Raw genomic sequence first — 25236 nt, 5'->3', positions numbered from 1 at the left:
CTACCGCTTACGACCCACGAACCAGTTGCGGATCATGGTGATCCGCTCGGTGACCTCCTCCGACGAAGCACGGTCCAGCGCCGGCCCCCCGCACTTGACCCGCAGCTCGTGGTGCACGTGCGCGTGCGGCTTGCCGGACTTCGTGGAGTATGCCGCCACCAGCGAGTTCAGTTCCTTGCGCTGTGCGGCCAGCGCGCGGTGTGCCGCAACCGGCTGGTCGTCCTTGGGCCGTCTGCGCCCGGTGCGCAGCTGCTTGTCCTGTCGCTGACGCAACAGACTGGTGACCTGCTCCGGCTCCAAGAGCCCTGGCAACCCGAGGTATTCCTCCTCCTCGTCGCTGCCGACGACGGCGCCCAGGCCGAACTGCTGGGCGTCGAAGAGCACGTGGTCGAACTCCGCCTCGGACTCCAGCGCCTCGAACTTGCCCTCCAGCTCACCGGAGGCCTTCTCCTCGCGGTTGGCCTCCTCGAGCAGCCCCTCCTCCTCGGACCAGATCGAATCCTCAGCAGTGTCAGGGCGATCGAGCGCATGATTGCGCTCCTTCTCCATGCTGGCTGCCAGCTCCAGGATGATCGGCACGGTGGGCAGGAAGACCGTCGCGGTCTCGCCGCGCCTCCGGGCGCGCACGAACCGGCCCACGGCCTGCGCGAAGTAGAGCGGGGTCGAGGTCGACGTCGCGAAAACACCGACGGCCAGCCGTGGCACGTCGACACCCTCGGACACCATGCGGACCGCGACCATCCACCGGTCCTCGGAGTCGGCGAACTCCTCGATCCGCGAGGATGCTCCCGAGTCGTCGGACAACACCACCGTCGGGCGAACTCCCGTGGTTTCGTGCAGGATCCGCGCGTAGGCACGCGCCGCAGTCTGATTGGATGCGATCACCAGACCGCCTGCATCCGGCACGTGACGTCGTACTTCGGTCAGCCGCTTGTCGGCCGCACGCAACACCGCCGGGATCCAGGCACCCGTCGGATCCAGCGCTGTCCGCCAGGCCGCAGCCGTCGCGTCCTTGGTCAGCGGCTCCCCGAGCCGCGCGGAGATCTCGTCACCGGCGGACGTGCGCCAGCGCATCGCTCCGCCATACGCCATGAAGAGCACGGGTCGCACCACCCCGTCGCGCAACGCATCGGCGTAGCCGTAGGTGAAGTCGCTGGCCGAGCGGCGGATCCCGTCCGGCCCCTCCTCGTAACGCACGAACGGGATCGGGGCGGTGTCGGAACGAAACGGCGTGCCGGTCAAGCAGATTCGTCGTGTGGCGGGCTCGAACGCCTCGCGGATCGCATCGCCCCAGGACTTGGTGTCGCCGCCGTGGTGCACCTCGTCGAGGATGATCAGGGTCTTCTTGCGCTCGGTGCGGATCCGGTGCAACGCGGGCCTGCTCGCCACCCCGGCATAGGTGACGGCGACGCCGTCGAAATCGGCAGCGTGCTGCTGCTGGGCGTTGGTGAACCGCGGATCGATGTGGATCCCCACCCGTGCCGCGGCATCCGCCCATTGCGTCTTCAGGTGCTCGGTCGGCGCGACGATGGTGATCTGCTCGACGATCCCCCGCTGCATCAGCTCCGTCGCGAGGCGCAACGCGTAGGTGGTCTTACCGGCGCCGGGTGTCGCCACCGCCAGGAAGTCCCGCGGCTGGTCGGCGAAGTACCGGTCCATGGCCGCGGCCTGCCACGCCCGCAGCTTGCCCGCGGTCCCCCACGCCGCCTTCCCGGGAAACGCCGGTGACAGGTGCGAAGCGGCGGAGGTGCTCATAGGCCGACAAGGCTAACCTCCACGTCGGACACTCCCCGGACCGGGGGCACACCTTCCCGCACCCCACCACCGAGAGGCTCACCAACGACCGACAGGCCCAGTCATTCGGCGCCGAAACACGCGAATTACTGAGCCTGTCAGTGGTTTTCTGGGCCTGTCGGTGATGGAGTGCCGACCGGTGAGCTACTTGTCGTCGCCGCCGTCCTGCGGCGCGCGCAATCCGTCGTAGATCTCCTTGCAGGTGGGGCAGACCGGGAACTTCTGCGGGTCACGCCCGGGCACCCACACCTTGCCGCAGAGTGCGGTGACCGGCTCGCCGGACAGCGCGCTCTCCATGATCTTCTCCTTGCGCACGTAGTGCGCGAAGCGCTCGTGATCTCCCGGCTCCTGCAGTTGCTCCTGGGCGTCGGTGCGCTCCAGGGTCGCCGTCGTGGTGCGCGGAGTGCTCGGCGCGCTCTCCGGGGAGGACAACCGGTCCGGTTCGTCAAGAGTGCTCATGTCGCCCCATTGTAGTTTCGTCAGTTGAGGTCGGGATCGGCCGGGAAGCTGGCGACGAACGCCATGGGGTTGCGCTGCCGCCGCAGGACCCGCGCCCACAGCTCGCCCGGATCGCCGCTGAACGCGTCCGTCGTCAGCGCGTCCACGACGAACCACATCCCCGCCTCGATCTCGCCTTCGAGCTGTCCGGCGGCCCAACCGGCATACCCCGCGTAGATCCGCAACGCCGTGACTACCGGCGCCACGATGGGCGGCGGGGCGTCCAGGTCGACGAGGCACATCTCCCCGAAAAGGCTTCGTATGCCGAGTGACTCGTCCTCGTCCCCTGTCGACGACGCGAGCGCGAGTGCCGTATCGAGCGAGACCGGCCCGCCCTGGAAAACACAGTCGGGCGTCGTGACGTGCTCCTGCCAGCCGGGCAGCACCGAGTCGACCTCGGCGTTGAGCGGCCGGTTCAGGATCAGCCCGTGCGCGCCCTCCTCGTCGTGGTGCAGCAGCAGGACGACACTACGGTCGAAGACGTCGCCTTCCGGGACCTCGGCGTCGATCCGAGGCACTGCGACGAGGAGTCGTCCGGTCAGGTCGGTCACCACGCCATTATGGGTGACCGACCCGACCTCGTGCCCGAAGGATCGTTCAGCGGGCGGAGTGACCCCTGCTGAAGCGGTCCCGACCGCCGCGGTAGCCACCCTCACGCCGGCCACGGTCGCCGTAGCGTCCTCGGCCGCCCTGCCGTCCACCGCGATCGCCGTACGACCGGCCGCCGCGGTTCGCTCGCGGCGGGCTGATCAGCCGCTGCAGGTCCTGCTCGGAGATGGGTGCACCGTCCGGACGGCTGCCGCCGGCGGCGCGGATGACGTCGTCGCCCGGACGAGCATTCTGCAGCGTGGTGTCCACGCCCGCCTCGTCCAGCAGACGCTGCATCGTGCGTCGCTGGTGCGGCAGCGCCAGCGTGACGACCGTGCCCTTCTCACCGGCCCGGGCGGTGCGTCCCGCCCGGTGCAGGTAGTCCTTGTGGTCGGCCGGCGGGTCGACCTGCAGCACCACACCGACGTCGTCGACGTGTATGCCGCGCGCCGCCACGTCCGTGGCGACCAGGACCGGGACGACGCCGTTCTTGAACGCCGCCAGCACCTTGTTGCGCTGCCCCTGGCTCAGGCCGCCGTGCAGCGACGCGGCGAGCACGCCCTGGTCGCGCAGCTCACCGGCGACACGGTCGGCGCCCAGCTTGGTGCGCACGAACACGACGGTCCGGCCCGACCGGTTGGCGACCTCCGCGGTCACGGTCTTCTTGTGGCGTGGCTCGATGAGCAGCGCGTGGTGGTCCATCGTGCTGATCGACGCAGTGCCGTCGTCGGTCGCATGCTCCACCGGATCGGTGAGGTAGCGCTCGACGACGGTGTCGATCCCCCGGTCCAGGGTCGCGGAGAACAGCAACCGCTGCCCGTCGGTCGGGACCTGGTCGAGGATCTGCTCGATCGCCTCCAGGAAGCCCATCTCGGCCATGTGGTCGGCCTCGTCGAGCACCGCGATCTCCACGCGGGACAGGTCGGCGGCACCGCGCTCCATCAGGTCGATCAGCCGGCCGGGGGTCGCGATGAGCACGTCGACCCCGCGCTCCAGCGCGGACAGTTGCGGCTCGTACGGCATACCTCCGGCGACCAGCTTGTGGCGCAGGCCGATGACGTGCACCAGCGGCTGCAATGCGTCGCTGACCTGCATCGCCAGCTCCCGCGTCGGCACCAGCACGACCGCGCGCGGCTGACCCGAACGGGCCTTTCCGCCCTTGGCCAGACGCGTCAGCAGCGGCAGCCCGAACGACAGCGTCTTGCCGGAGCCGGTGCGCCCGCGCCCGAGCACGTCACGGCCCTCCAGCGCGTCGGGGATCGTCGCCTCCTGGATCGGGAACGGCGCCGTGATGCCGTCGCGCGCCAGGCGCTCGACCAGGACCTCGGGCAGACCCAGTGCGGCGAAACCGTTGCCCTCCAACGAGATCGGCTCGACGGGACCCTGCTCGCGGGTCGCTGTCACGGCAGTCGCGGGCTCACGGTCGTCCCGGCGGGGGCGGTCGAAGTCACGGCGGGCCGGGCGCTCCCGGCGGTCGTCACGGTATGACGGGCGCCGGTCGTCCCGGTAGCTGCTGCGCCGGGCGGGACGGTCCCCGCCACGGTCGAACCGCTCGCCCCGCCGGTCGTCCCGGAAGCTGCTGCGGCGGTCGTCGCCGTCCCGCCGGTCGTCCCGCCGGTCGTCGCGCCGGAAGCCATCGCGCCGGTCGTCGCGCCGGTCGCCACGGCCGAAGTCGCGGCGGCCACGTCCGTTGTCGTCGGTGTCGCGCCGCGGGCCGCGGTCGCCGTAGCGGCGCTCACCCCGGCGGTCGTCATACCGGCGGTCACCACGACCGTCGTTGTCGTACCGGCGTTCGCCGCCACGCCGCTCGCCGAAGCTCCGCTCGTTGCGGCGGTCGTCGTCGCCGTACCGGCGGTCACCCCGGCGAGCGTCCTGACCCCGGTCCGGGCGGTCGTCATACCGACGATCGCCCCTCCGGTCGTCGTAGCGGCGTTCGCCGCCGCGCCCGCCGTCACGCCGGTCACTGCGCGGGTTCGCGGCGCGGTCGCGCCGTGGGCCGCGGCCCGTCTCGTCGCGCTGGGTGCGCGCACCGGATCGCTTGGCCTCGAGTTTCTGGGCGCGCGTCCAGCGCGCCTTCTTGCCGTCCTTGGGCATGCGTCATTCCTTCGTGTCATCTCTGGTGCTGCTGAGGCACCTCGCGGGGAAAGGCAGGCGGCATCGCCCGTGTCGAAACGGGTGTCGCGCTGCTCGGGGGTCCCTCGCGCCGGAAAGATCTCGGCGCTCACAAAAGGAAAATCAGCAATGAACGCAAGATCGCGTAATAACCCACCAAAGGTATCGGATCGCACCACCGGGGACCAAAACGAGACGGCGCCCGCGGCGGGTGACCTTCGTCGCACCAGCGTCTTGAGCGATCGCTCAAAGTGGGTATATAGTCGTATTTGAGCGATCGCTCAAACAGCAAAGGGAGGCGCGTGATGTACCGGGACCGCTGGATCGCCGAGTCGGCAGCCTTTCTCCTCTGGGGGCTGACCTCCACCGTCGGGCTGCTGGCCTTCTTGACCGTGTTCACGATCGGCATCTTCGTGCTGCCGGTCGCCGTCGTCTTCGTGTGGTGCGCGTTCGCGCTCACGTTCCGCAAGCCGGCGCGTGAGTTCACGATGGTCGGCGTGTTGCTCGGGCCGGCCGTCTGGTCGCTCTACATCGGCATCACCTGGGCGGCACGCGATTTCTCCCCTGACGGTCGGACATCACACCTGGTTCCACTGCGCTTCCTGCCCTACGCCGGGGTCACCGCCGCCTGTCTGGCCACTGCGGTCGCGCTCTTCGTCGTGGTCGGCGTCCGCATACACCGGCGGCCGGACATCGGCGGGAAGTACTTGTGAGTCCGCAGTTGTGCTCACCACTTAGGGTGGGACGCACCATGGCGGACACCAGGACCAAGCTGCTCGACGCAACGATCGACGTGTTGCGCACCGACGGCATCACCGGCGTCTCGGCGCGGGTCGTGGCCGGCCGTGCCGAGGTCAACCAGGCGCTGGTCTTCTACCACTTCGGCACGCTCGCGGGCCTCCTCGACGCGGCGGCGCGGCATGCCGTGGACGCCAGTGCCGACCACTACCGCGCGGCCTTCTCCGAGGTCGAGTCGCTGGCCGCGCTGCTGGGCGTCGGGCGGGAGTTGCACGAGGCGGAGCAGGCATCCGGGAACGTCGCCCTCATGGCGCAACTGATGGCGGGCGGCCAGCACGATCCGGCGCTCGTGGCCGCTGCGCGTTACGGCATGGACCGCTGGATCGGCGAGATCGAGACGGTCGTCGAGCGCGTGCTGCGGACCAGTGTGCTCGCCGGTTTCGCCGACGCACGCGGCCTGGCCCGCACGGTCTGCGCGAGCTTCATCGGCCTCGAGCTGTATGACGGGATCGACCCGGCCGGCGGGGCGACGGCCCTCGAGACGCTGTCGCAGCTCGCCGTGCTCGCCGACGCGATCGACTCACTCGGCCCGGTCGCCCGGCGGGCCGTCGCGGCCCGGCTGAAGGCCGCCGGTCGCCGACCCTAGGCCTTCTGGTCCGCCTCGTCGGCGCGCACCGCCTCGGCGACCGCGTGGGCGACCACCTTGGAGACGTCGGGCTGGAACACACTCGGCACGATGTATGCCGGGTTCAGCTCCTCCGGCTTCACCACGTCTGCCAGCGCGTATGCCGCGGCCAGCATCACGTCGAAGGTCACCCGCGTCGCGGCGGCGTCGAGCAGACCGCGGAAGACGCCCGGGAAGACCAGCACGTTGTTGATCTGGTTGGCGAAATCGCTACGCCCGGTGGCGACCACGGTGGCGTGCTGCGCTGCCGCCGTCGGGTCCACCTCCGGGTCCGGGTTGGCCAGCGCGAAGACGATCGCGTCGTCCGCCATACCGGCGATGTCGTCACCCGTCAGCAGGTTGGGCGCGGAGACCCCGATGAAGACGTCGGCCCCACGCACCGCGTCCTTGAGCGTGCCCGTCAGGCGCTCGGGGTTGGTCGCCGCCGCCAGCTTGGCCAGGTCGCTGTCGGGCGCCGCCTTGATGTCCGGGCGGTTCGGCTCGACGATGCCGTTGATGTCGGCCAGCACGATGTTCGTCGCGCCGGCAGCCATCAGCAGCAACGCGATCGCGGTGCCGGCCGCGCCGGCTCCGGACTGCACGATGCGCACCTCGGCCGGTTCCTTGCCGACGACCCGCAGCGCGTTGCGCAGCGCTGCGAGCACCACGATGGCGGTGCCGTGCTGGTCGTCGTGGAAGACCGGGATGTCGAGTTCGTCCCGCAACCGCCGCTCGATCTCGAAGCAGCGCGGCGCCGAGATGTCCTCCAGGTTGATGCCGGCGAACTCCGGGGCCACGGCCTTGACCGTGCGGATGATCTCCTCGGTGTCCTTGGTGTCCAGGCACAGCGGGAAGGCGTCGATGTCGGCGAACCGCTTGAACAGAGCCGCCTTGCCCTCCATCACCGGCAGCGCGGCCAGCGGGCCGATGTCGCCGAGGCCGAGCACGGCAGTGCCGTCGGTGACGACGGCGACGGTGTTGCGCTTGATCGTCAAACGCCTTGCGTCATCAGGGTTCTCGGCGATGTCGAGGCAGACCCGTGCGACGCCCGGCGTGTAGACCATCGACAGGTCGTCACGGTTGCGGATCGGCACCTTCGACTCGATCTTCAGCTTGCCGCCCAGGTGCGCGAGGAAGGTGCGATCGCTGACCTTGCGGATCTCGACACCGTCGACCGCGCGCATGGCGGTGACCAGCTCCGCGGCGTGGTCGGCGTCGCGGGCCGCCGCGGTGACGTCGATCGTCATCCGGTTGTTGTCGGAGTGGTTGATGTCAAGGGCCGTGACGAGGCCGCCGTTGCGCTCGACCGCGCCACTCAGCTCACTGACGGCGGTGGTCCGCCCCGGCAGGTCGACTCGGACGGTGATCGAATTGGACACGGAAGGCAGCGCAGTCATGGTGCACATTCAAGCCCTTGTATGCCGCGCGGCGCCACTGGGGTTGCCCAGTGGGACGCCGCCGTTACCGAATGCCGTTGGTGACGGCCGTGACTTGGTCTTTGGCGTCGCCGAAGAGCATGCCGGTGTTGTCGCGGTAGAACAGGGGGTTGGGGACGCCGGCGTACCCGGAGGCCATGGAGCGTTTCAGGACGATCACGTCGGCTGCTTCCCACACGCGTAGGACGGGCATGCCCGCGATCGGGGACCCCGGGTCCTCCGCGGCGGCCGGGTTGACCGTGTCGTTCGCACCGATCACCAACACCACATCCGTGCCGGAGAAATCATCATTGATCTCATCCATCTCCAACACGATGTCGTAGGGCACCTTCGCCTCCGCCAACAACACGTTCATGTGCCCCGGCAGGCGCCCGGCGACCGGGTGGATCGCGAACCGCACGTCCTTACCCTTGTCCCGCAACGCCCTGGTCAGGTCCGCCACCCCGTACTGGGCCTGCGCGACCGCCATCCCATACCCCGGCGCAATCACCACACTGCTGGCCGCCGACAGCAACTCGGCGACCTCGTCCACCGTGGTCTCCCGGTGCGACCCCAAATCCTGATCGGCCGCCGGGCCGGCCTCGATACCGAACCCGCCCGCGATCACCGACAGGAACGACCGGTTCATCGCCTGACACATGATGTAGGACAAGAACGCACCCGAAGACCCCACCAGGGCACCGGTCACGATCAACAAATCGTTCTCCAGCAAGAACCCGGACGCGGCCGCCGCCCACCCCGAATAACTGTTCAACATCGACACCACCACCGGCATGTCCCCGCCACCGATCGAGGCCACCAAATGCAACCCGAGTGCCAGGGCCAGGATCGTGACCACGGCCAGCAGCCACAGTTGCGGGTCGACACAGAACCACACCGTCAACGCCACGAACACCACCAGCGCGCCCAGGTTCAAGTAGTTCTTACCCGGCAACATCAACGGCGTGGACTTCATCCGCGCCGACAACTTCAAGAACGCGATGATCGACCCGGTGAAGGTCACCGCACCCACGAACACCCCGATGAACACCTCGGCATGATGGATCCCCAACGTGCTCAACCCGTCCAGGTGGACCGCCTCGACACCGCGGGGGTCGCGTTCGACCTGCAGGTACCCGTTCCAGCCGACCAGCACCGCCGCCAACCCCACGAACGAGTGCAGCATCGCGATCAACTCCGGCATCCCGGTCATCTCCACCACCCGGGCCCGCCACAACCCGATCGCGGCACCGATGACCATCGCCACCACCAACAACGCCACCCCACTGCCCTGGATGTGCCGGTCGGCCGCCAACGCGATGGTCGCCGCCAACGCCAACACCATCCCCGCAATACCGAAGGAGTTACCCACCTTCGACGTCTCATGGTGCGACAGGCCGTCCAGGGCCAGGATGAACAACAACGCGCCCACGATGTACGCCGCGGACGCCGCAGAAGCAACAGTGATCATGATCGTGTTCCCCCGCCTATGACCGTGCGAACATCGACAGCATGCGGCGGGTCACCGCGAAACCACCGAACACATTGATGGACGCGACCAGGATCGCCACGAACGCCACCACCGTGACCCCGCCGTTGTGCTGCCCGATCTGCAACAACGCACCCACCACGATGATCCCCGAGATCGCGTTCGTCACCGACATCAACGGGGTGTGCAACGCGTGATGCACATTCCGGATCACGTAATACCCGATCACGATCGCCAACAAGAACACCGTCAAATGCGTCGTCAACGCCGCCGGCGAGATCGCCAACAACACGAACAACACCACCGCCGCACCCAACACCAACCCCAACCGGCGACCCGGTGTCACCGGGACCTTCTCCGCCTTCACCACCGGTGCCGCCGCTGCGGCCGCGGGGGTGGGTGCGGCCGATACCTGCACCGGTGGTGGCGGCCACCGCACCTGCCCGTCCCGGGTCACCAGGATGGACCGCTGCACCACATCGTCCTCATCCAAAACCAGCTGCCCGTCCTTACCCGGCGTCAGCAGCTTGAGCAGATTGACCAGGTTCGTGCCGTACAACTGCGACGCCTGCGCCGGCAACCGGCCCGCCAAATCCGTGTACCCGATGATCACCACCCCACCATCGGTGGTCACCACCTCACCGGCCACCGAGCCCTCCACGTTCCCACCGGACCCGGCCGCCATATCCACGATCACACTGCCCGCACGCATCGACGCCACCATCTCCGCGGTGATCAACCGCGGCGCCGGGCGCCCCGGGATCAACGCCGTGGTGATGATGATGTCCACCTCCGCGCACTGGGCGGCATACAACGCCGCCTCCCGGGCCTTGTAGTCCTCGCCCATCTCCTTGGCGTACCCCGTCGCCGACACCTGCGCGTCCTCGTCCTGGATCGACAAGTACTCCCCACCCAGCGACGCGACCTGATCGGCCACCTCCGGGCGCGGGTCCGTGGCCCGCACCACCGCACCCAACGACCCCGCCGTGCCGATCGCCGCCAACCCCGCGACCCCCGCACCACACACCAACACCCTCGCCGGTGGCACCTTCCCCGCCGCCGTCACCTGCCCGGTGAAAAACCGCCCGAACGCATGCGCCGCCTCCACCACCGCCCGATACCCGGCAATGTTCGCCATCGACGACAACACGTCCAACGACTGCGCCCGGCTGATCCGCGGCGCCGCATCCAACGCCAACACGGTGAACGGCCGCCCCACCAGATCCTCCACCAACTCCGGGCTGGTCCGCGGCGCCAGGATCCCCACCACCGTCGCGCCCGGCCTCACCCGGTCCAACTGGTCCGTGGACAACGCATTCACACCCAGCACGACCTCGGCATCCAACGGATCCCCCAGTCCGGCACCCGCCCCGGCATACGCCTCATCGGCGAAACCAGCACGCGCACCCGCGCCCGGCTCCACCACCACCTCATACCCCAACTGCAACAACGCGCCCACAGTGCTCGGCGTCGCCGCAACCCGGGTCTCCCCCGGCACAGCTTCCTTGACAATCCCAATCCGCATGGGTGTCCTCTCGGTCGGGAGGCTCCTTTGCGGTCATCGTAGAGGCGCCGCCCGCATCGTGGGCGTCTCTCCCACGGACTGGGCGGTCCCCCTCAGCCGTCGCCCGGCGTCCGGCGCAACAGGGACCGGCCGAGCGGGACCAGTGCGACCGCGCACGCCGCGAAGCCGACCGCGCTGACCGGCAGCACGGCTGCGATGAACCCGACCGGCAGCAGTGCGGTCAGGGCGAAGCAGATGGCCTGCGGCTTACCGAACAACCCGGCGCCATGGGCGGCGACGGCGAGCGCGATGAAACCGAGGATGATCGCCGGACCGCTCACGTTGAGTGAGATGCGTGGCACCATGTTGGCCTGGTCATACATGTACGCGCCGTCCGCGAGCCGGTCGGACGAGGACAACTGGTAACCGGCGAATTCGATGGCGATGAAGAAGATCGGCCCACACAGGCCGAGCAGCGCGGCGATGCCGCCCAGTGCTGCCAGGCGCGGGGATCGGCGCGCGGCCATCGCCGCGAGTCCCAGGACGGCCAGCATGAGCGCGAACACGCCCATGGGGACGAGGTTGAGGAAGACCTCGGTGCGGGTCGCGTGGGTGGCCATCGCGGCGAGGAAGTCATGACCCCTGAAGTGGTAGATGCCGGTGCCGAGCATGCAGAGCAACGCGAGGAGCGGCGGCGCGACCACCATGCAGACGCCGGTGGGGACACGGCCGGGGAAGCCGGGAGGTGTCAGCGGGTCGGTCGCCGGCTGGCCGGAGGCCGTCGGAAGCGCTGGCTGCCGAGTCGAATGCGTCATGGCAGATCTACCTTCCCTAATTCACTTTATTATCACTCTAATCAAACAAGGTAGACTAAAACGATGTCTTCGGCAAGGACCTATTCGTCACCGCTGCGCGCCCGGCAGGCCGCCGACACCCGGCAGGCGGTGCTGGCCGCCGCACGCCGGCTGTTCGCCGACACGGGGTATGCCGCGACGACCGTCAAGCAGATCGCCGATGCCGCGGGTGTCTCGGCGCCGACGGTCTACAACGGGTTCACCTCCAAGGCGGGCATCGCGCAGGCCCTCATCGACTACACCAACCAGGAGTCCGGTGCGCAGGAGATGGCCCGCGACGTGGCGGCGGCGCGCACGCCGCAGGACATGCTGCGGGCGTCGGTACACCTCGTGTGCGTGCTGCACGAGCGCATCGGCGACTTCATCCGGGTGTTGCTCGAAGCCGCCAGTGTCGATGCCGCGCTGCTGCCCGCCGTGGCAGCCGGACGTGCGAGCCATGCCGGTCCCCAGCAGTTGCTCGCGCGCCGCCTGGACGAGGCCGGCGCGCTGCGACCGGAGGTGAGCCGGGACACCGCCGCCGGGCTGCTGACCGTCAGCACCTCCCCCGACACCATCGAGCGCTACGTCGCCGACCTCGGCTGGGACTACGACCGCATCGAGGAACAGCTCACGGACGCCATGGTGCTGGCCCTGTGCCGGCCGGACATGGCCCGGCAGCCCTGTCTGCCGCCGCTGCGTGGTCGCCCGGACGCATGACAGCGCCGCAGCAGGGAGTCCGTGCTGCGGCGCTGTCGTCGGATGATGGATCACGCGTGGAGGTGGCGGGAATCGAACCCGCGTCCGCTGGCGGCGAGGCAAGGCTTCTCCGGGCGCAGTGCGCTATGGCCTTTCTCGGCCCCAGGGCTCGCACGCACACGTTCCCTGACAGGCCCAGCCGAGTAGGAGTCCCGCGTCGCCCCTCGGCGTGACGACGCAGCGAGTTCCCTAGCTGACGCCAGACACTGAGTCGAGAACTAGCTCAGGCTGACGGACTTCGAGGCTCGCTCAGGCGGCGAGGGCGAAGTCGGTGCGCTTTGAGTTGGCACCTATTGGTTTTGCACGGAGCGTTAGCGAGATAACCGTGCATCCTCGGCCCGCTTCCCCTGCGACGGCGATCAGCGTCGAAACCGATCACCCCCGTGGGTGTTGCAACCGATCCATCATCACTGTTCAGTTGTGCGCTGAAGCATACGGTCAAACGTTCGGCGACGCGAACCGATTCCCGTAGCCTTCGCACCATGAGCTATCCCGAACAGCCGACCGGCAGCCCCGCCTCCCCCACCGCCGCGCAGGATCGCTCGCTGCGCATCATGGCGCTGGCGTTCCTCACCATGACGGTCGTCTTCGGCGTGCTCCTGGACGTCGCCGAGGGCACACCCTCCACGAACGCGCTGTACTTCGTCCTCGCGGTGCTGGTGGTCGTCGCAGGATTTGTGCTCGCGCTGAACCTCGGATATCGCTCCGCGCCCGCCGCCGCCCGGCGACCGGGCACCCCGGACGAGTTCACCGCCGCCTTCTTCCGGCGCCTGGCGATGACCGAGACTCCGGTCTTCATCAACCTGGCGATCGGCTTCATCGCAGGATCGGCGTTGCCCTACTTCGTGGCCTGGCCGTTCGCGGTCGCTTCGATGGCGTTCCACCTGATCCCGTCGGCGGGCATGCACCGCCGCTGGGAAGCGGCGCAGCAGCGCTGAGCCTTTCTACACGCCGAAGTCTGGGCGCAGCGGGTAGGAGCCCGTGCCGTTCGGCTCGACCTTCTCGCCGAGCACCTGGTGCAACTGGATGTGGTTGCGCTCGAAGCCGATCGACGACCCGGCGAGGTACAGGCCCCAGATGCGGGACACCTGCTGGCCCGCGTCCCGCACACACTCGTCCCAGTGTGCGGAGAGGTTCTTGCACCAGGCTCGGGTGGTCCGGGCGTAGTGCTCGCGCAGGTCCTCGCTGTGCCGGATCTCGAAACCCTGGTCCTGCATCCGGGAGATGATCGTGCCGACGCCGGTGATCTCGCCGTCCGGGAAGACGTACCGGTTGATGAAGCCGCCACGGGTGAGCGCCGGAGCCTTGTTGTCGGGCCGGGTGATGCTGTGGTTGAGCATCCGGCCGCCGACCTTGAGCTTGTCGTAGTTGAACTTGAAGTAGCTCGGGTAGTTCTTGACACCGATGTGCTCGGTGAGGCCGATCGAACTGACCGCGTCGAAGTCGGTCTCGGTGATGTCGCGGTAGTCACCGTGGCGCACCTCGGCGCGGTCGTCCAGCCCGTGCTTCTTGAGGTTGTGCTGCGCCCACGAGGCCTGCTCGGCGGACAGCGTGACGCCGAGCGCAGTGACGCCGTAGTTCTCGACAGCGTGCTTGACCATGCCGCCCCAGCCGCAGCCGATGTCCAGCAGCCGCATGCCCGGCTTGAGGTCGAGCTTCTTGCAGACCAGGTCGAACTTGTGCTCCTGCGCCTGCTCCAGCGTGGAGTCGGCCGTCGGGTAGCAGGCGCACGTGTAGGCCATCGACGGTCCGAGCACCAACTCGTAGAAGTCGTTGCTCACGTCGTAGTGGTGATGGATCGCCTCGGCGTCGCGGCGACGAGAATGCCGCAGGCCGCGCAGCCCCTCGACGGTGCGCCGCCACTGCGGCACCACCTCCTGCGCAGGCAGTTCAGGGACCCGGAAACTCTTCAGCCCCAGCGACTTCGCGATGTCCACGAGCTCGCCCGTCGGAGGCCGTTTCGGCCCGAAGCCGTCCAGGAAGAGGCCGAGGAAGTCGTAGGGGTCGCCGGGATCGATGCCCTCGACGTCCAGGTCGCCCATGATGTAGGCGCGCGCCAGCCCCAGCTCACCGGGCGCGGTCACCAGGTACCGCAGCGCGCGCTCGTTCGAGATGTCGATGGTGACGACAGCGTCCGGGTTGCCACCCGTCGAGCCGTCATACGCCTTGACCGCGAAAGGCACATCGGTGCCGAAGATCCGGTCGGAAATCTCGCCGATGCTCAAAGTCATCGCCGCTTCACCGCCTTCGTGTAGAGATCGGGCAACCGCCCGTCCGGGTCGTACTTCTGCTTCACCTTCGCCAGCGTCTCGCCACCGTAGAGGGACCAGAAGGTCTCCTCGTCGTAGTAGGCGTCGCTGTAGAGCGATTTGTGCCCGTCCAACTCGTGCACCACTCGCTCGATGTCCTTGTTGACGTCCCCGTCCTGGCGTCCCGGGATGATCTCCACGGTCGACCAGAATCCGACGTTGACGTAGTTCTCCCCGCGTTTCAGTGGGTAGAGCGGCCACGGTTGATCGCCGTGGTCGTGATCGCGAACAGCCAACGGGCACAACCAGATCGGCTCGATCGGCACGTTGTCGAGGAACCAGTCGAGGAACTCCTCGGTGCGGTCGACGGAGATCTCCACGTCCTGCACGACGCGCTCACGCGGCAGCTTGCCGCGCTTGGCGTCCAGCGCGGCGAAGTAGCCGTGCTTGTTCTCCCAGCGGATGACCTTGCCGTAGACATCGCTGCGCAGGTAGCGCCGCGGCACCAGCCGGCGGATCGCCGGCCGCTGCAGCCCGAACGCCCTGTTGCACCAGAACCAGTCGGTGTCCCAGCGCCAGATGTAGTCCAGCGTCGTCAGGTAGTCCTCGGTGCGCTGCCGGATGGAGCGGTAGTAGATCTCCTGCCCGGTGTAGTCGGAGGTGTACGGCGCGGTGCTCGACCAGCTGCCGAGCACGAGGTAGCTCTCGTCGCGGGAGAAGACGACACCGTCGACGAAGTCGACGTCCTCGCCGGCATGGGAACGCTCCTGGAGCACCTGGCGCAGCGTGTCGATCAGCTCACGCAGCGTCCCGAAGCGAACGTGCCGGAGGTGGACGTATGGCGCGACGCGTTCCAACTTGATCTTCAGCCGTACCGAATAGCCCAGTGAACCATAGGAATTGGGGAAGGTACGGAACAGCTCTGCGTGCTCGTTGTCGTCGCGCGCGGTGACGATCTCGCCGGCGCCGGTCAGCACGTCCATCTCGATGAGCGACTCGTGCGGGAGACCGTTGCGGAACGACGACGACTCGATCCCGAGACCGGTCACCGCGCCGCCGAGCGTGATGGTGCGCAACTGCGGCACGACATACGGCATCAGCCCGTAGCGCAACGTCGCGTCGACCAGGTCCTCGTAGGTCGTCATACCCTGCACATCGGCGGTTCCGGCGCGCGGATCGACCTCGATCACACCGTGGAGCCGGGAGACGTCGAGCCCGGGAACAGGGTTGGCCTCCCGCGGCCGGAAGAGGTTGGACGTGCGCTTCGCCAGCCGAACCGGTGCACCGGGCGGCATGGCCGCCAATTGGCGCTGTAGATCGTCGACCGCTGCCCGATGCCGGTCCCAGCCCACGATCTCACCGTGTGCCCGCGCCACTGTCACCTCCGGTATAGCCCTACAGGTCGCGCCCAGAAACCTACTCCTTCGAACATTGCGGCATGCGCCCAGCCCGAGAACGGAGGTCGTGCGACGGACGTCACGGGAAAAACAGGTTTGCATCGGCCGACGGACGGGTCTACCTTTGAATAGAACGAAACAGTTTCGTTCTATCGGGATCGGGCAGACTGGTCCCGAGAGTGAGCATCGGAAAGGAATGTCATGAACGCCTCAGCGTCCACCGAGGCCGTCAGCAAGCCACGTGTCGAAGGTGACCGCGAGGCAGAGATCCTGAACGGCGTGATCGACACGCTCATCGAGGTCGGCTACGACCGGATGACGTTCGACGCAGTGGCGGCGAAGGTGCGCGCCAGCAAGGCGACCCTCTACCGGAAGTGGCCGACCAAGGCCGACCTGGTGGTGAGTGCTCTGGAGCACCTGAAGGCGCAGGGCGCGCCCGGGGGGCACGAGTTCCCGGACACCGGCAGCCTGGCCGGCGACCTGACCATCCACTACTGCGACGACCCCGACTACAACGACCGCTCGATGCTCGTCTTCGGCTCGGTCGTGTCCGCCATCCACCGCGACCCGGAGCTCACCGCGATCTTCGCCGAGCGCTTCGTCAAGCCACGGATGGAGGAGCTGCGGAAAGTCGTGCTGCGCGCCCAGCAGCGGGGGGAGGTCGGCCCCGACGCGGACGTCGACCAACTCGCGGCGATCGTGCCGTCCGCCATCACCTACCGGGTGCTGACGACCGGCGCGTGCCCGGACGAACCGTTCATCACCAGGGTCATCGACCAGGTCATGCTGCCCGCCTGTCGGGCCAGCGTCTCCGGCAGCGGACAGAGGTAGTCCGCAAGACCCGCTTTGCTTCTGTTTGTCGAAATCGAGCGAGTCCGCTCGACATATCTGTGACAGCCACCACGACCGCCGCTCGGCGGCCGGTTGATCGCACACTCCCACTCACCGGGGTCCGCAACCGCGGGCCGCCGGACGAATACTCCTGTGCCTTTTGACCATCGGCACCGATCAAGGAAGGAACCCTCGATGACCTCAATCGTCGACGTGGTGTCCGAGGAGAAGTCCGCCCCGAAGCGGACCAATCTGACCGTGGCGCTCATCGTGATCGCCATGGCGCAGTTGATGATCGTGCTCGACGGCACGATCGTGAACATCGCGACACCACACATCCTCACCGCATTGAATTTCAGCCAGTCCAGCGTCCAGTGGGTCGTCACGGCATACGCGCTCTCCTTCGGCAGCCTGTTGCTGCTCGGCGGGCGTCTCGGTGACCTCCTCGGCCGCCGCCGCATGTTCGTGCTGGGCGTCACGATCTTCGCGCTGGCATCGCTGCTCGGCGGCATCGCGCCGACCGGCGGGCTGCTGCTCACCGCCCGGGCCCTGCAGGGTGCCGGCGCCGCGCTCGCCTCACCGGCGGCCCTCGCGCTGATCAACACCACCTTCCCCGCCGGGAAGGAGCGCAACCGCGCCATGGCGGTGTACGCCGCCATGTCCGGTGCCGGTGCGGCCGTCGGCCTGATCCTCGGCGGCCTGCTCACCGAAGCGGACTGGCGCTGGACGTTCTTCATCAACGTGCCGCTCGGCCTGGCGGTCGCAGCGCTGGCGCCCCGCGTCCTGATCGAGTCCGAGGGCGGTGACGGCACCCTGGATGTCTGGGGTGCGGTGACCGGCACGGTCGGCCTGTTCGGCATCGTCTACGGGCTGTCCCACGCGGGCCAGCAGGGCGCATCCTGGGGTGACACCGAGACCCTCCTCCCGCTGCTCGGCGGGCTGGTCGTCGTCGCGCTCTTCGTGGTCGTCGAGAGCCGGGTGAAGCACCCGTTGCTCCCGCTGCGCATCCTCGGCGACCGGACCCGTGCGGTGTCGCTCACCGCGATGCTCGTGGTCGGCGCCGCCATGTTCGCGATGTTCTTCTTCCTGGGTCTGTTCGTCCAGCAGGTGCTGGGCTACTCGCCGGTGAAGACCGGATTCGCGTTCCTGCCGTTCAGCGTCGGGATCGTCGCGGCGGCCGGTATCGCCTCCAACCTGGCGGGCCGGGTCGACCCCCGGTGGCTCGCCGGCTTCGGCGGCCTTCTCATGACGGCCAGCCTGTGGGGCTTCACCCAGCTGTCGCTCGACAGCGGCTACGCCTCGCACCTGATGCCGTGGGTGGTCGTCATGGGCTTCGGGATGGGCTTCGTCTTCATCCCGCTGACCCTGACCGCGACCGCGGGCGTCCACAAGGACGACTCGGGCGCAGCCGCCTCAGCGCTCAACACCGCACAGCAGATCGGAGGAGCTGTCGGGATCGCCGCGCTGACCACGGTGTTCACGCACTACGCCACCCAGAAGGGCACCGAGCTCGCCGCCGCCGGCCAGGCCGCGATGGCCAAGGCGACGGCATCGGGCAACCCGCCGAGCAAGGGCCAGATCGCCGAGGCGACGCACCACGCGGCGCTGCAGGCACAGACCTTCGGGTCGACCCAGGCGTTCTGGTTCGCGGCAGGGATGATCCTCGTCGCCACCCTCCTGGTGATCGGCCTGCTCGGCATCAAGCACACCGAGCTCGCCAACGAGGAAGCGGCGGTCGCCGTCGGCTGATCGCCGACAGGACAACAACGGCCGGTGTGGCCCATGGCCCAAACGATGGACAGCAGGGTGCGTTCGATCGCGACGATGGCTTTGAGTTTGCCGCGGCGGGCAGCGATGCGGTGATACCGGGCGCCCAGGCGCGTGTTTCTGGTGCGGGAAACCGACATGGCCGCGATGCCCAGGGCGCCTTTGAGGTGGGAGTCCCCGGGACGGGCCGTGGTCGATCCCGTGCGTCCGGCGGACTCGTTTTGCCCGGGCGCGACCCCGGCCCACGCGGCCAGGTGCCCGGCGGTGGGAAACACGCTCATGTCCGCGCCGGTCTCGGCGATGATCACGTCCGCGACGGTGGTACTGATTCCCGGGATCGCGCAGATCAAGTCCCGGAAGGAGCGAAAGGGTTCGATCTGTGCCTCGATCCGCTGGGTCAACGCGGCGATCGCTGCGTCGTCCTGGGCGATGCGTTCCAGGGACATCCGCACCAAGAACGCGTGATGCTCAGTGAACCGGCCGGTCAGGGCTCGTTGCAGGTCCGGGCGCTTGTTGCGCATGCTGCCGCGGGCCAACTCCGACAGGGCGATCGGGTCGCGTTGCCCGGCGACCATCGCGGTCAGCATGTCGTGACAGGACACCCCGCTCAGGTTGGAGGCCACCGAGGACAGTTTGATCCCGGCGTCCTCCAACTGCTTTTCCAGCCGGGCGATCTTGCGGGTCCGTTCGTGGGTGATCACCTCCCGGGAACGGGTCAGATCCGCAACGCCCGGATCGGTGCCGGCGGCACGAAGCTGGATCGCACCAGCCGGTGTGCGCACAAGTCCGACAGCCAGGTCGCGTCATTGACGTCGCTCTTGCGGCCGGGGATGTTCTTCACGTGCCGGGCATTGGCCAAGATCAGTTCGAACCCGGCGTCCTCGAGCAGGTAGTAGAACGGTTTCCAGTAGTCACTGGTCGATTCCATCAACACCCCGGTCACCTGCTGATCGATCAAGTACTGGCGTAACCCGAGGATGTCATCAGTCATCGAACCCCAGTCCGTGACCTCATACCCGGTCTTGCGGCGGCGAGTGCCTTGTACCCGGACACAGACTTTCGCGCCCTTTTTTGCGATATCGATCCCGGCACACCGGGCGTGTACTACTTCCATCACGGCCTCCTTCAGACCGCCGCCGGCCCGGCCCCAGGACCGGGGTCGGGTGCGTGTTGCGGGGAGGGCAGGAAAGAAATGAAGTCTGTAACGCGTGCTCGTAGCAACAATCCACGGTTCCCGTGGAGCCCTCCGCCACCATGCTCGGTGCCAGGCTCACCATGGCGCTAGAGAGGAACGGCGTCTAACCGCAACACACTCCACCAGTGTCCCGCCAACAGCCCACGAACAGCCAGCCACCACCACCAGAAATCTTCCCCACCCACGGTGGGCCAAGCGAAGCGGCCCGGCAAGCTCGGTGCGTTTCTTGTCCGCTCGGTGGCCGCCGGTGGCACCCCGTAGGGTCGGGTCATGGTCCGGTCGCTGCGTGTCGTCCCGCAACCGCTCGGCGTGGCGCACGTTCCGGGCGGCTCCGACAAGGAGGTGGCCGGTGGAGTGACCGCGCCGTTCGGCGGCGTCGTCACGTTCCACGTGACGCCGGGTGACCAGCTGCCCGAGGGCAGCGTCGTGGCCACCATCGAGGCGATGAAGCTGGAGGCCGCCGTCACCACGCCGTGCGCCGGCCAGGTGGCCCGGCTCGTCATACCCGACGGTGCACTGGTCGAGGGGGGCGACCTGCTGCTGGTGATCGAATGACGCACCCGGGCATGGGGTGGAACGCATTGACGCTTGCTCGGGTCATAATGGGCGTCACCGTGAGCTGAACGAGTGAGCTGAACGACAAGGGGAGTGCATTTCATGGGCATGGCACGCGCGGCATCCGTCGCGGCCTCCGTGGTTGTCGCGGCCGGCCTGCTCGCCGGGTGCGGGGGTTCCGGCAGCAGCGGCACGAAATTGCCCCCCGCCTGGAGCGCGGACGCACCGACCCAGGACGGCCTGGTCAAGGGCACGATGCCCTCGGACCGCAAGGTCGTCGACGGTCAGCAGTGGTCACTCACCCTCACCGACAAGACGAACGCCAACGTGCCGACGTCGCAGTGGCCCAGCGCCGACACCCTGCTCACCGAGGAGCAGTTGAAGGCCGCCGTGCCGGAGGCAACCGCCGTCACCCTCGCGGACTGCGTCAAGGGGGTCAGCGGCCCCAACCACACCTCCAAGAACGCCTCGTGCACCTGGTCGCTCTCCCTGAAAGGCGGCAGCGGCTACTCCAACTCGCTCATCGTGACGGTCGTCGCCATCGGCGCCGACCAGACCGGCTCCGGGGTGACCTCCGCCTGGACCTCGGTGCGCGACAAGAACTTCGAGGGCAAGAGCGGCACCGAGCGCTACTTCACCCAGGGCTCCTTCGGCGCCAAGGGCAGCTACTACCTGGACAACAACCAGTCGTCGGTGCTGATCTCCGACGGCAACATCGCGGCCTGGATCGACCTGACCTTCAAGGGTTTCAACGACCTGCCGGACACCCGCAACACGCTCATGAACGGCATCTTCCCGGTGCTCGCGAAAGACCTCGCCAGCCATCTCCCGCGGAAGTACGCCTGACGTGACGCGGCCGAACCGCAGACTGACGGCGCTGGGCGCGGCGATCGCCGTGAGCGTTGCCGTGACCGTCCCGGCCTACACGGCGTATGCCGCGGGCGGCTCCGGCGTCGCCGCCAAACCGGACAGGACCATGTCCAAGGCCCCGAAATCGACGAAGACGGCCACGCCGACCACACGCGTCACGCCGTACAGTCCGCCCGCGGCGCCCGACGCCGTGACGCCCGGCGCCCCCGCGCAGACGATCACACCCTCCACACACTTCTCGGTGCGCGTCGACCGCACCGGCAAGCGGCCGATGGACGCCACCTGGCCGTCGGCGGACGAGGTGTTCACGCGCACCGAGCTGCAACAGGTGCTCCCGAAACTCACCGCGGTCAAGGCGTCGCAGTGCCGCACCGGCAGTCTGCCCGACGGCGGCTCCACTCATCTGTCCACCGAATGCACGCTCAACCTGATGATCTCCGGTGAGCCGAACGACGACCGCAGCAAACTCATGGTCAACATCCGCGGCTTCGGTCTGCCGCAGCAGATCGGCAGCCAGTGGTCCAAGGACCTGGCCGAGGCGCGGGACCGCTCAGCGGAGCGCCCGGGGCTCTACACCTTCTACGCCAACAAGTCGCTCGGCGTGTCCGCGGCGTTCACCGATGGCACGACCACCAAGGTGCTGCTGCAGAAGGGCGACGTCGCCGGTGAGGTGTGGTTCAGCGGCATCGGCTTCACGACCCTCACCTCCGACTATCTGAAGTCCCGCAAGCTCTACCGTCAGAAGATCGTCCCGGCTCTGGTCCAGTTGCTCGGGGCCAAGCTCACCGATACCGAAAAGGCATCCGCATGAAACGCCTCGCCCTCGTGACCGCCAGTGTCCTTGCCGCCTGCACGCTCGCCGCGTGCGGCAGCGGCAGCGGAGGCACCGCCGCGACCACCGCGACGTCGACGGGGCCCCAGCCGCACCAGCCCTACAAGACCCAGAAGCCGGGCCAGTGGGACTCCCCCGGTGTCGTGGTGGCCAACGACAAGGGCCGCAAGGTCGTGCTCGACAAGAGTCTGCCGGTCTACGACCCGCCCGTGAAGGACGGCGGCGTCGCCCAGTCCGACTGGCCCGTCGCCGGCAGACTGCTGTCCATCAAGGAGCTGCTCGGGGTCTTCCCGGACGCCATCCAGATCGCGTTCAACCCGCAGGGCCCGACCAAGCTGGTCATCACACCGCAGCTGTCCGGCGAATCCGATCCGAAGAAGTACCCCAGCACGATCACCATCACGATCAACGACGTCGGCACCGAGAACACCATCCTGGCAGCCTTCGACAGCAAGCGGGCCAGCGACCGCACCGTCTACACCCAGGCCGGCGGTAAGCCCAGCGACGACTGGATCTACTACAAGGACGGCTCCTACAACACCCAGCGACTTCGCCTGGCGTTCGACGACGACAACGTCTACTACGTCGTCATCGGCAACGGGCGCACCGCCATGCAGCTGAGCATCACGTGGGACGGGTTCCTCTCGCTGGACGGTGACGGGTTCGACTCCGACAAGGTGATGGAGCAGCAGGTGATGCCGCTCATCTTCCAGCTGCTCGCCGCCCGGATGTGAGCTACTCGTCGTCGTCCAGCTCGTAGCGCGGCACCCGCAGGCTGGCGACGAAGCTGGCCACCCCGACCACGACCACCAGGACGCCGATCCACGGCGCCCCCGAGGTCGCGACCGTGATGCCGACGATCACCGCGAGCGCGTTCCACAACAGGGACGGGGTCCGCGCGACGCTGCGGTGTCGCCAGAACCCGAGGGCCAGCAGACCGCTGCACACCGCGAGCGCCAGGACCGTCGCCCCCTCGGTCACCGAACGCCCGGTGTCGTCGGTGCCGCCGGTCGTTCCGGCCACCACCAGGGCCGCCGCGAGCACCACGAGCACCAGGGTCTGGAGGGCGAGCAGGACACCTGGCAAGCGCCAGGTCGAGTCGGTCACGGTCACGGCATGAACGGTATGACGTTGCCCCTCCGAGGGCACACCGGGGCCCGATCAGACGTTGTCAATGTGATCGATAACTCATCTTCGTACTTGAAATTCTTGGTCAAAGTGCTTGTGGATTGTTGTTCGTATCTGTGAAAGTTGGGAACAACGTATGGCGCACAGGCGTTGCCGACTGGTGAGACCAGCTCGCAAGGCCGACGTGATTCCCCATCGCGAGCGCTCCCGGAGGGTGACCCCCGACGGAGCAATCACCACCATCCGAACGGACCGTTGACGCACGCGCCCTGGCGCGTGCAGCTGAGCAAGGAGCGAAACCACATGGATTGGCGCGATCGCGCTGCGTGCCTGGACGAGGACCCGGAGTTGTTCTTCCCCATCGGCAACACCGGACCCGCCTTGCAGCAGATCGAGGACGCCAAACAGGTGTGCCGTCGCTGCGAGGTCATCGACACCTGCCTGAAGTGGGCGCTGGAGTCCGGTCAGGACGCCGGTGTCTGGGGTGGCCTGTCCGAGGACGAGCGGCGTGCCCTGAAGCGCCGGAACGCCCGCGCCCGCCGGGCCGGCTAGGTCTCCTCCCGCAGCCGCGCCACGAAACGCACCTCCGTGCCGTGCGGCTCCAGCCGCGACCAGGTGATCTCGCCCCGCAGGTCCTGCACGAACGACTGCACGATCTGAATTCCGAGACCGGACCGGGACGGGTCGAAGTCCGCCGGTAGACCGGCCCCGTCGTCGGTCACGGTGACCGACAGCACCCCGTCGCCCTGCTCGGTGGTGCGGCGCTCCGCATCGAGCACCACCTCTCCCCCGTGTTCGGCGAAGCCGTGCTCGATGGCGTTCTGGACCAGCTCCGCGATGATCATCGCGACGGCCGTCGCGTCCTCCGCGTGCAGCGAGCCGAAGCTGCCGGTCAGCCGGGCGCTGACGCTCTCCTGGGACCGGTTGCTGATCTCCACGGCCGATCGGACCGCGCTGGTCGCGATCTCGTCGAACGGCAGTGCGTCGTCCCAGCCCCCGCTGAGCGTCTCGTGGACGGCGGCGATGGTGCCGACCCGGCGCACCGCCCCGGCGAGCGCGGCGCGGGCCCGCGGGTCGTCCAGACGCCGCGCCTGCAACCGCAGCACCGCAGCCACGGTCTGCAGGTTGTTCTTGACCCGGTGGTGGATCTCCCGGATCGTCGCGTCCTTGCTGAGCAGCTCACGCTCCCGGCGCCGCAACTCACTGACGTCGCGGACCAGCACGATCGCGCCGATCCGCCGGCCGCCCTCCGACAGCGGGATCGCCCGCGCACTCACGTGCGCACTGCGTGACTCGATCTCGGTACTCCAGGCGACCCGCCCGGTGAGCACCATCATCAGCTCCTCGTCGACCGGGCCCCGCTCGGGCAGCACCGCACCGAGTGCGGCGGCGAGTCGCACACCGACCAGCTGATCATCGTGTCCGAGGCGGTGCATGGCGGACACGGCGTTGGGGCTGGCGTAGGTGACGGTGCCGGCGGCGTCCAGGCGCAGCACACCGTCCCCGACCCGTGGCAGCCCGCGGCGGCTCGCCGGAGGGGCCGCCGAAGCGCTGGGGAACTCCCCCGCGGCGATCATCCTGGCCAGCGCGTCCGCGGTCGCCAGATAGGTGACCTCGAGCCGGCTCGGGGTGCGCATCGACGCCAGGTTGGTGTGCCGGGTCAGGACCGCGATGGCCTTGCCGTCCCGCACCACCGGGATGGCCTCCTCGCGCACCGGCAGGTCGTCGCGCCAGGTGGTCGCGTGGGACCGGACGATCTGCGGTCCGTCATACGCCTGCACGACCGTGCGCTGCCGGGTGTGGTCGATGCGGGCGCCGACCACGTCGTTGACGAAGACCCCGACGCCGGTCGTCGGCCGCACGTGTGCGGCGGCGACCCAGCTGCGGTCGCGGGTCGGCACCCACAGCACCAGGTCCGCGAAGGACAGGTCGGCGAGCAGCTGCCAGTCGCTCACCAGCAGGTGCAGCCAGTCCCACGCGGCCTGGTCCAGCCTCGTGTGCTCGCTCAGCACGTCGTTCAT

Annotated in this window: 23 protein-coding genes, 1 other RNA gene and 1 pseudogene; 11 read left to right on the top strand and 14 right to left on the bottom strand. The window is 68.3% G+C overall.

Annotated elements, in window-relative coordinates; translation table 11 throughout:
• From FHU39_RS03875 to FHU39_RS03860, 4 genes are all read right to left on the bottom strand, one after another.
• Positions 1–1755 carry a DEAD/DEAH box helicase gene (locus FHU39_RS03875; RefSeq protein WP_183319142.1) on the bottom strand — a complete coding sequence of 585 codons (1755 nt, stop codon included), beginning with the start codon at positions 1753–1755 and terminating at the stop codon, positions 1–3.
• Between the two features lie 183 nt (positions 1756–1938).
• A complete protein-coding gene (locus FHU39_RS03870) occupies positions 1939–2253 on the bottom strand; it encodes a DUF3039 domain-containing protein (protein ID WP_183319140.1) in 315 nt (104 codons plus the stop codon).
• Between the two features lie 20 nt (positions 2254–2273).
• Positions 2274–2843, bottom strand: a complete 570-nt coding sequence (locus FHU39_RS03865) for a YqgE/AlgH family protein (protein ID WP_183319138.1) — start codon at positions 2841–2843, stop codon at positions 2274–2276.
• A gap of 46 nt (positions 2844–2889) precedes the next feature.
• Positions 2890–4974 carry a DEAD/DEAH box helicase gene (locus tag FHU39_RS03860; RefSeq protein ID WP_183319136.1) on the bottom strand — a complete coding sequence of 695 codons (2085 nt, stop codon included), beginning with the start codon at positions 4972–4974 and terminating at the stop codon, positions 2890–2892.
• Positions 4975–5294: 320 nt separating this feature from the next.
• Here FHU39_RS03860 and FHU39_RS03855 point away from each other — a divergent pair, with 320 nt between their 5' ends.
• Entirely contained in the window at positions 5295–5705 is a 411-nt protein-coding gene (locus FHU39_RS03855; RefSeq protein ID WP_183319134.1) for a hypothetical protein, read from the top strand.
• A gap of 38 nt (positions 5706–5743) precedes the next feature.
• Positions 5744–6376: a TetR/AcrR family transcriptional regulator gene (locus FHU39_RS03850; RefSeq protein WP_183319132.1), complete on the top strand. Its 633-nt coding sequence runs from the start codon at positions 5744–5746 to the stop codon at positions 6374–6376.
• Here the strand turns inward: FHU39_RS03850 and FHU39_RS03845 are convergent.
• The 4 genes from FHU39_RS03845 to FHU39_RS03830 form a co-directional block, all read right to left on the bottom strand.
• Complete coding sequence (locus FHU39_RS03845) at positions 6373–7791, bottom strand: NAD-dependent malic enzyme (protein WP_183319130.1); 1419 nt, start codon at positions 7789–7791, stop codon at positions 6373–6375. The genes FHU39_RS03850 and FHU39_RS03845 overlap by 4 nt on opposite strands.
• Positions 7792–7855: 64 nt before the next feature.
• A complete protein-coding gene (gene pntB / locus FHU39_RS03840; protein ID WP_183319128.1) occupies positions 7856–9280 on the bottom strand; it encodes a Re/Si-specific NAD(P)(+) transhydrogenase subunit beta in 1425 nt (474 codons plus the stop codon).
• 16 nt (positions 9281–9296) lie between these two features.
• Positions 9297–10823, bottom strand: a complete 1527-nt coding sequence (locus FHU39_RS03835) for a Re/Si-specific NAD(P)(+) transhydrogenase subunit alpha (RefSeq protein ID WP_183319126.1) — start codon at positions 10821–10823, stop codon at positions 9297–9299.
• 92 nt (positions 10824–10915) lie between these two features.
• Positions 10916–11617: a hypothetical protein gene (locus FHU39_RS03830; protein WP_183319124.1), complete on the bottom strand. Its 702-nt coding sequence runs from the start codon at positions 11615–11617 to the stop codon at positions 10916–10918.
• 63 nt (positions 11618–11680) lie between these two features.
• Here FHU39_RS03830 and FHU39_RS03825 point away from each other — a divergent pair, with 63 nt between their 5' ends.
• Positions 11681–12352 carry a TetR/AcrR family transcriptional regulator gene (locus FHU39_RS03825; protein ID WP_183319121.1) on the top strand — a complete coding sequence of 224 codons (672 nt, stop codon included), beginning with the start codon at positions 11681–11683 and terminating at the stop codon, positions 12350–12352.
• A gap of 54 nt (positions 12353–12406) precedes the next feature.
• On the opposite strand, the gene ssrA is transcribed toward FHU39_RS03825, so the two are convergent.
• Positions 12407–12774, bottom strand: a transfer-messenger RNA (tmRNA) gene (gene ssrA / locus FHU39_RS03820).
• Between the two features lie 99 nt (positions 12775–12873).
• Between ssrA and FHU39_RS03815 the strand changes: the two genes are divergently transcribed.
• Positions 12874–13329 carry a hypothetical protein gene (locus FHU39_RS03815; protein WP_183319119.1) on the top strand — a complete coding sequence of 152 codons (456 nt, stop codon included), beginning with the start codon at positions 12874–12876 and terminating at the stop codon, positions 13327–13329.
• A gap of 6 nt (positions 13330–13335) precedes the next feature.
• Here the strand turns inward: FHU39_RS03815 and FHU39_RS03810 are convergent, their stop codons facing one another.
• Positions 13336–14622, bottom strand: a complete 1287-nt coding sequence (locus FHU39_RS03810; protein WP_183319118.1) for an SAM-dependent methyltransferase — start codon at positions 14620–14622, stop codon at positions 13336–13338.
• Positions 14619–16016: an FAD-binding oxidoreductase gene (locus FHU39_RS03805; protein WP_343065729.1), complete on the bottom strand. Its 1398-nt coding sequence runs from the start codon at positions 16014–16016 to the stop codon at positions 14619–14621. The genes FHU39_RS03810 and FHU39_RS03805 overlap by 4 nt, the downstream gene beginning before the upstream one ends.
• A gap of 222 nt (positions 16017–16238) precedes the next feature.
• Between FHU39_RS03805 and FHU39_RS03800 the strand changes: the two genes are divergently transcribed.
• Positions 16239–16868 (top strand): TetR/AcrR family transcriptional regulator, encoded by a 630-nt coding sequence (locus FHU39_RS03800; protein ID WP_183319116.1) that lies wholly within the window; start codon positions 16239–16241, stop codon positions 16866–16868.
• Between the two features lie 195 nt (positions 16869–17063).
• A complete protein-coding gene (locus FHU39_RS03795) occupies positions 17064–18617 on the top strand; it encodes an MFS transporter (RefSeq protein ID WP_183319114.1) in 1554 nt (517 codons plus the stop codon).
• A gap of 20 nt (positions 18618–18637) precedes the next feature.
• Here FHU39_RS03795 and FHU39_RS24020 read toward each other — a convergent pair.
• Positions 18638–19749 (bottom strand): annotated as a pseudogene (locus FHU39_RS24020) (IS110 family RNA-guided transposase); the annotation flags it as partial.
• A 351-nt stretch (positions 19750–20100) separates the two neighbouring features.
• Here FHU39_RS24020 and FHU39_RS03785 point away from each other — a divergent pair.
• The 4 genes from FHU39_RS03785 to FHU39_RS03770 all read left to right on the top strand — a co-directional run bounded on the left by FHU39_RS03785 (position 20101) and on the right by FHU39_RS03770 (position 22821).
• Positions 20101–20385, top strand: a complete 285-nt coding sequence (locus tag FHU39_RS03785; RefSeq protein ID WP_183319110.1) for a biotin/lipoyl-containing protein — start codon at positions 20101–20103, stop codon at positions 20383–20385.
• 102 nt (positions 20386–20487) lie between these two features.
• A complete protein-coding gene (locus FHU39_RS03780; RefSeq protein ID WP_183319108.1) occupies positions 20488–21231 on the top strand; it encodes a hypothetical protein in 744 nt (247 codons plus the stop codon).
• Position 21232: 1 nt separating this feature from the next.
• A complete protein-coding gene (locus tag FHU39_RS03775) occupies positions 21233–22066 on the top strand; it encodes a hypothetical protein (RefSeq protein ID WP_183319106.1) in 834 nt (277 codons plus the stop codon).
• On the top strand, positions 22063–22821 hold the full coding sequence (locus FHU39_RS03770; protein ID WP_183319104.1) for a hypothetical protein: 759 nt from the start codon (positions 22063–22065) through the stop codon (positions 22819–22821). Before FHU39_RS03775 ends, FHU39_RS03770 begins: the two co-directional genes overlap by 4 nt.
• Position 22822: 1 nt before the next feature.
• On the opposite strand, the gene FHU39_RS03765 is transcribed toward FHU39_RS03770, so the two are convergent.
• Positions 22823–23200 carry a hypothetical protein gene (locus FHU39_RS03765; RefSeq protein ID WP_183319102.1) on the bottom strand — a complete coding sequence of 126 codons (378 nt, stop codon included), beginning with the start codon at positions 23198–23200 and terminating at the stop codon, positions 22823–22825.
• Between the two features lie 318 nt (positions 23201–23518).
• Between FHU39_RS03765 and FHU39_RS03760 the strand changes: the two genes are divergently transcribed.
• Positions 23519–23767 carry a WhiB family transcriptional regulator gene (locus FHU39_RS03760; RefSeq protein ID WP_123270792.1) on the top strand — a complete coding sequence of 83 codons (249 nt, stop codon included), beginning with the start codon at positions 23519–23521 and terminating at the stop codon, positions 23765–23767.
• Here the strand turns inward: FHU39_RS03760 and FHU39_RS03755 are convergent.
• The gene (locus tag FHU39_RS03755; protein WP_246336156.1) at positions 23764–25236 is read right to left on the bottom strand and encodes a sensor histidine kinase; all 1473 of its coding nucleotides are present in this window, start codon (positions 25234–25236) and stop codon (positions 23764–23766) included. The genes FHU39_RS03760 and FHU39_RS03755 overlap by 4 nt on opposite strands.

The organism is Flexivirga oryzae (genome assembly GCF_014190805.1).
GTDB classification, from domain to species: Bacteria; Actinomycetota; Actinomycetes; order Actinomycetales; family Dermatophilaceae; genus Flexivirga; species Flexivirga oryzae.
The sequence above is the reverse complement of the archived record's forward strand: the minus strand, read 5'-3'. Positions and strand labels throughout refer to the sequence as shown.

Coding starts and splice junctions, on each gene's coding strand:
- FHU39_RS03860 (WP_183319136.1), bottom strand. CDS start 4,974: ATGCCCAAGGACGGCAAGAAGGCGCGCTGGACGCGCGCCCAGAAACTC.
- FHU39_RS03755 (WP_246336156.1), bottom strand. CDS start 25,236: ATGAACGACGTGCTGAGCGAGCACACGAGGCTGGACCAGGCCGCGTGG.
- FHU39_RS03870 (WP_183319140.1), bottom strand. CDS start 2,253: ATGAGCACTCTTGACGAACCGGACCGGTTGTCCTCCCCGGAGAGCGCG.
- pntB (WP_183319128.1), bottom strand. CDS start 9,280: ATGATCACTGTTGCTTCTGCGGCGTCCGCGGCGTACATCGTGGGCGCG.
- FHU39_RS03825 (WP_183319121.1), top strand. CDS start 11,681: ATGTCTTCGGCAAGGACCTATTCGTCACCGCTGCGCGCCCGGCAGGCC.
- FHU39_RS03800 (WP_183319116.1), top strand. CDS start 16,239: ATGAACGCCTCAGCGTCCACCGAGGCCGTCAGCAAGCCACGTGTCGAA.
- FHU39_RS03795 (WP_183319114.1), top strand. CDS start 17,064: ATGACCTCAATCGTCGACGTGGTGTCCGAGGAGAAGTCCGCCCCGAAG.
- FHU39_RS03785 (WP_183319110.1), top strand. CDS start 20,101: ATGGTCCGGTCGCTGCGTGTCGTCCCGCAACCGCTCGGCGTGGCGCAC.
- FHU39_RS03830 (WP_183319124.1), bottom strand. CDS start 11,617: ATGACGCATTCGACTCGGCAGCCAGCGCTTCCGACGGCCTCCGGCCAG.
- FHU39_RS03845 (WP_183319130.1), bottom strand. CDS start 7,791: ATGACTGCGCTGCCTTCCGTGTCCAATTCGATCACCGTCCGAGTCGAC.
- FHU39_RS03875 (WP_183319142.1), bottom strand. CDS start 1,755: ATGAGCACCTCCGCCGCTTCGCACCTGTCACCGGCGTTTCCCGGGAAG.
- FHU39_RS03780 (WP_183319108.1), top strand. CDS start 20,488: ATGGGCATGGCACGCGCGGCATCCGTCGCGGCCTCCGTGGTTGTCGCG.
- FHU39_RS03815 (WP_183319119.1), top strand. CDS start 12,874: ATGAGCTATCCCGAACAGCCGACCGGCAGCCCCGCCTCCCCCACCGCC.
- FHU39_RS03850 (WP_183319132.1), top strand. CDS start 5,744: ATGGCGGACACCAGGACCAAGCTGCTCGACGCAACGATCGACGTGTTG.
- FHU39_RS03760 (WP_123270792.1), top strand. CDS start 23,519: ATGGATTGGCGCGATCGCGCTGCGTGCCTGGACGAGGACCCGGAGTTG.
- FHU39_RS03835 (WP_183319126.1), bottom strand. CDS start 10,823: ATGCGGATTGGGATTGTCAAGGAAGCTGTGCCGGGGGAGACCCGGGTT.
- FHU39_RS03770 (WP_183319104.1), top strand. CDS start 22,063: ATGAAACGCCTCGCCCTCGTGACCGCCAGTGTCCTTGCCGCCTGCACG.
- FHU39_RS03810 (WP_183319118.1), bottom strand. CDS start 14,622: ATGACTTTGAGCATCGGCGAGATTTCCGACCGGATCTTCGGCACCGAT.